This window comes from Saccharopolyspora sp. 6M (assembly GCF_020176775.1).
GTDB lineage: Bacteria > Actinomycetota > Actinomycetes > Mycobacteriales > Pseudonocardiaceae > Saccharopolyspora_C > Saccharopolyspora_C gregorii.
In genome coordinates this window covers 1-3,062 of sequence record NZ_JAIUJZ010000231.1, presented here as the reverse complement: position 1 = coordinate 3,062, position 3,062 = coordinate 1, and the positions used below count along the sequence as shown (strand labels likewise).

Sequence of the window (3,062 nt, the reverse complement as noted above, 5' to 3'; positions counted from 1 at the left end):
CAACCCCCCCCCCCCCCCCCCCCCCCCGGGCCCCGCCCCCCCCCCCGGGGGTGGGGGGGCCGTCGGTGTTCGGGAGCCGTCAGTCGCGGACGGTCGGCGGCGTCTGCGCGAGCTGCTGGTCCAGCAGCGCCTTGAACGCGGTCTGCGCGGCCGCCTTGTCCGGCGCGTTCACGTCCACGATGATCGCCCAGCCGTGCGCCACGTAGGCGGTGCGGTACACGCCGCCGCCGGTCGTCATGACCTCCACGCCCCGGTACGACAGGTCCTCGTCCGCGGCGAGGCCCTGCTGGTCGTCCAGGTAGGCCTCCGCGACCGACTGCGCCGCGGTCTGGTCCGGCATCCGCACCGCGATCAGCACCGAGGTGGCGGCCCCGTCGCTGCGGCTGAAGAACGCGTCGATCAGTCCGCCCTGCAGCGCGGCGGCGCGCACCGGGTCCCGCAGCACTCCGGACTTGGGGCTGTTCTCCAGCGCCGGGCGGTCCAGCGGACCGTTGTACGGGTGCGGCTGGCCCGGCGGCACGGCCACCAGGACCTCGGGGGTGGCGGCCGGCGCGGGCTTCGGCGCGGGCGGTTCCGGCAGCGGCTCGCTGGTGGGCACCGGCGGCGCCTGCTGCTCGGTGGGGCGCTGCGGTTCCGCCTGGTCGTCACCGGAGGTGAAGTAGAAGACCCCGGCGACGATGACGCCGACGAGCAGCACCGCGCCGAGCGCGATGCCCGCGATGGTCTTGCCCTTCGAACCGCCGTCGCCGACCTCGAAGACCTCCGGGCCCTGCCGCATCCAGCTGGTGTCGCCGTGCTCGGGGGCCGACGGCTGCTCCGGTTCGCCCCACGGGGAGGCCTTCTCACCGGTGTTCCACCCGGGCTGCTGGTTCCAGCCGGGCTGCTGCTGGCCGGCCCACGGCTGCTGCTGGCCGACGTTGACGACCTGGGTGCTCTCCGACTGCTGCGCCATCGGGTTCGGCACGACCTGCGTGGACTCGTTCGACGGCTGCGGTTGCTGCGGCTGCTGCTGGGCGGCCTGCGCGCCCTGCGCCGCGGCGGCGCCCCAGTTGAACGCGGGCGGGAACGGGCTCTGCTGACCACTTTGCGGGGTCCCCTGTTGGGGGAAGCCACCGGAGGGCGTGCCGGGCTGCTGCTGCGGGAGGTCGCCGGATGCGGGTCCGGATTGCCCGCCCTGCGACCTACCGATCAGCGCGTCCCGCCGGGAGCGGTACTCCTCGGCGGAGATCCTGCCTGCCGCGAGTTCGGCGTCGAGGTTGTGCAGCTCGTCTTGCCAGGTCACCGATGCGCCCTTTCCGGTTTTCACGAGTCGCTGCCGATGTGCGATCGATCGTCATTTTGCACCCCCAGGAGTGCGCGCGATGCACCGGCCGGATAACGATCCGCCCGGCGTGAGCAACCGCGCGCGGTCGCGCTCGTCGAAACGCGCGTCGAGATCGCGGTGCCACCGGATACGCTACTCGGCGTCGAGGCTGGGATCGACGGTGACATCGCGGGGGTGAAACGGATGGGCACGCAGCGTGTCGACCACGCCCATCCGGAGCGGTTCGCCGAGCCCTCGCACGGTTTCGCCTGGATCCGCATGATCGGTGCGCTGGTCGTGATCTACGGGCACAGCTCGCCGCTGGTCGGAACGGGAGAACTGTTCCCGCCGGAATGGCCGGTGCAGCCCGACGAGGGCGTGCTCATGGGTTTCTTCGCGATGAGCGGATTCCAGATCACCGAGAGCTGGGTGCGCGATCCGCACCCGCTCCGGTTCGCCGCGAAGCGGGTGCTGCGGCTGTGGCCGCCGATGCTGGCGGTGACCCTCGGGATGGCGCTGATCGTCGGCCCGCTGGTGACGACGCTGCCGGTGCGCGAGTACTTCGCCGCGCACGACACCTGGGGCTACGTCGTCAACAACGCCGGGATGCTGACGCTGCAGCACACCCTCCCCGGCGTGTTCACCGCGAACCCGTGGCCGGACGCGGTGAACGGTTCGCTGTGGACGCTGCCGATGGAGCTGCTCGCCTACGGCGGGTTGTACGCGCTGCTGCTCCTGGGCGCGGCGAAGCAGCGGTGGCGCTGGCTGGCGGTCGCGGCGCTGGTCGCGCTGGTGGTGTGGGACCGGCACCTGGAGCAGATCCCGGGCGCGGAGTCGGGCGGTGCGCTGCTGAGCGTCCCGGTCGAGTCGCTGGTGGCGTTCCTGGTGGCGTTCGCGCTGGGCGTGGTGCTGAACCTGTACCGCGTCCCGTTGTCGCCGACGGCCGCGCTCGCGGGCCTGGTGGTGCTGGCGGCGATGCCGAACAGCATCGCGGCGTCGTTCCTGATGACCTTCGTGGCGAGCTACGCGGTGGTGGTGGCGGGGCACTTCTGGCCGTCGCGGCTGACGGTGCCCGGCTGGTTCGTCAACGGCAGCTACGGCGTGTACGTGTGGGGCTTCCCGGTGCAGCAGCTGCTGGCGATGGCGGGGATCGCGAACCAGTACGTGATGCTGCTGTGCGCGGCGCCGATCGCGTACGTGCTGGGCACGGCGTCCTGGGTGTTCGTCGAGGACCCGACGATGAAGCTGCGCCGCTACGTGGCGCCGGACCGGCCCGCCCGCGCCGCCGAGCAGCGCCCGCGGGACGGCCGGGAGGACGGCTGGGCGGACGAGGACGGCTGGGCGGACGAGGACGACCGGGACGGCTGGGACGACGAGGACGGCTGGGACGACCGGGAGGACTGGTCGGACGAGGACCGCGACGACCGCGAGCGCTGGGACGACCGCGACGACCGCGAACGCTGGGACGGGCACGACGACCGGTACGACCACCGGGAGAGTGGGCACCGGGCGCGTGGTGACGACCTGGGCCGCGCGGATCGGGACGGCCGCGCCGTGCTCGCCGCCCACCCGGCCCACGCCGAGCGCGACGACCTCGACCCCCGGTTCGAGCGGGCCGCCGCGCCCGCCGGCCCGCCGGAGCAGACCCGACACCGGGCCGACCCGCCGACCCACCGCGCCGAACCCGTCCGGCCCGAACCGGCCAGGCCCGAACCCGCCAGGCCCGAACCCGCCAGGCCCGAACCCGCCAGGCCCGAAC

General features: G+C 73.5%; 2 protein-coding genes. One reads left to right on the top strand and one right to left on the bottom strand.

Annotated features, from left to right (window positions below; all coding sequences use genetic code 11):
* Nucleotides 1–79: 79 nt before the first annotated feature.
* Complete coding sequence (locus LCD31_RS25410; protein ID WP_224962082.1) at nucleotides 80–1,282, bottom strand: hypothetical protein; 1,203 nt, start codon at nucleotides 1,280–1,282, stop codon at nucleotides 80–82.
* Nucleotides 1,283–1,507: 225 nt separating this feature from the next.
* Between LCD31_RS25410 and LCD31_RS25405 the strand changes: the two genes are divergently transcribed.
* Nucleotides 1,508–3,062, top strand: a 1,555-nt coding sequence (locus LCD31_RS25405; protein WP_224962080.1) for an acyltransferase, incomplete at its 3' end; no start/stop codon positions are given.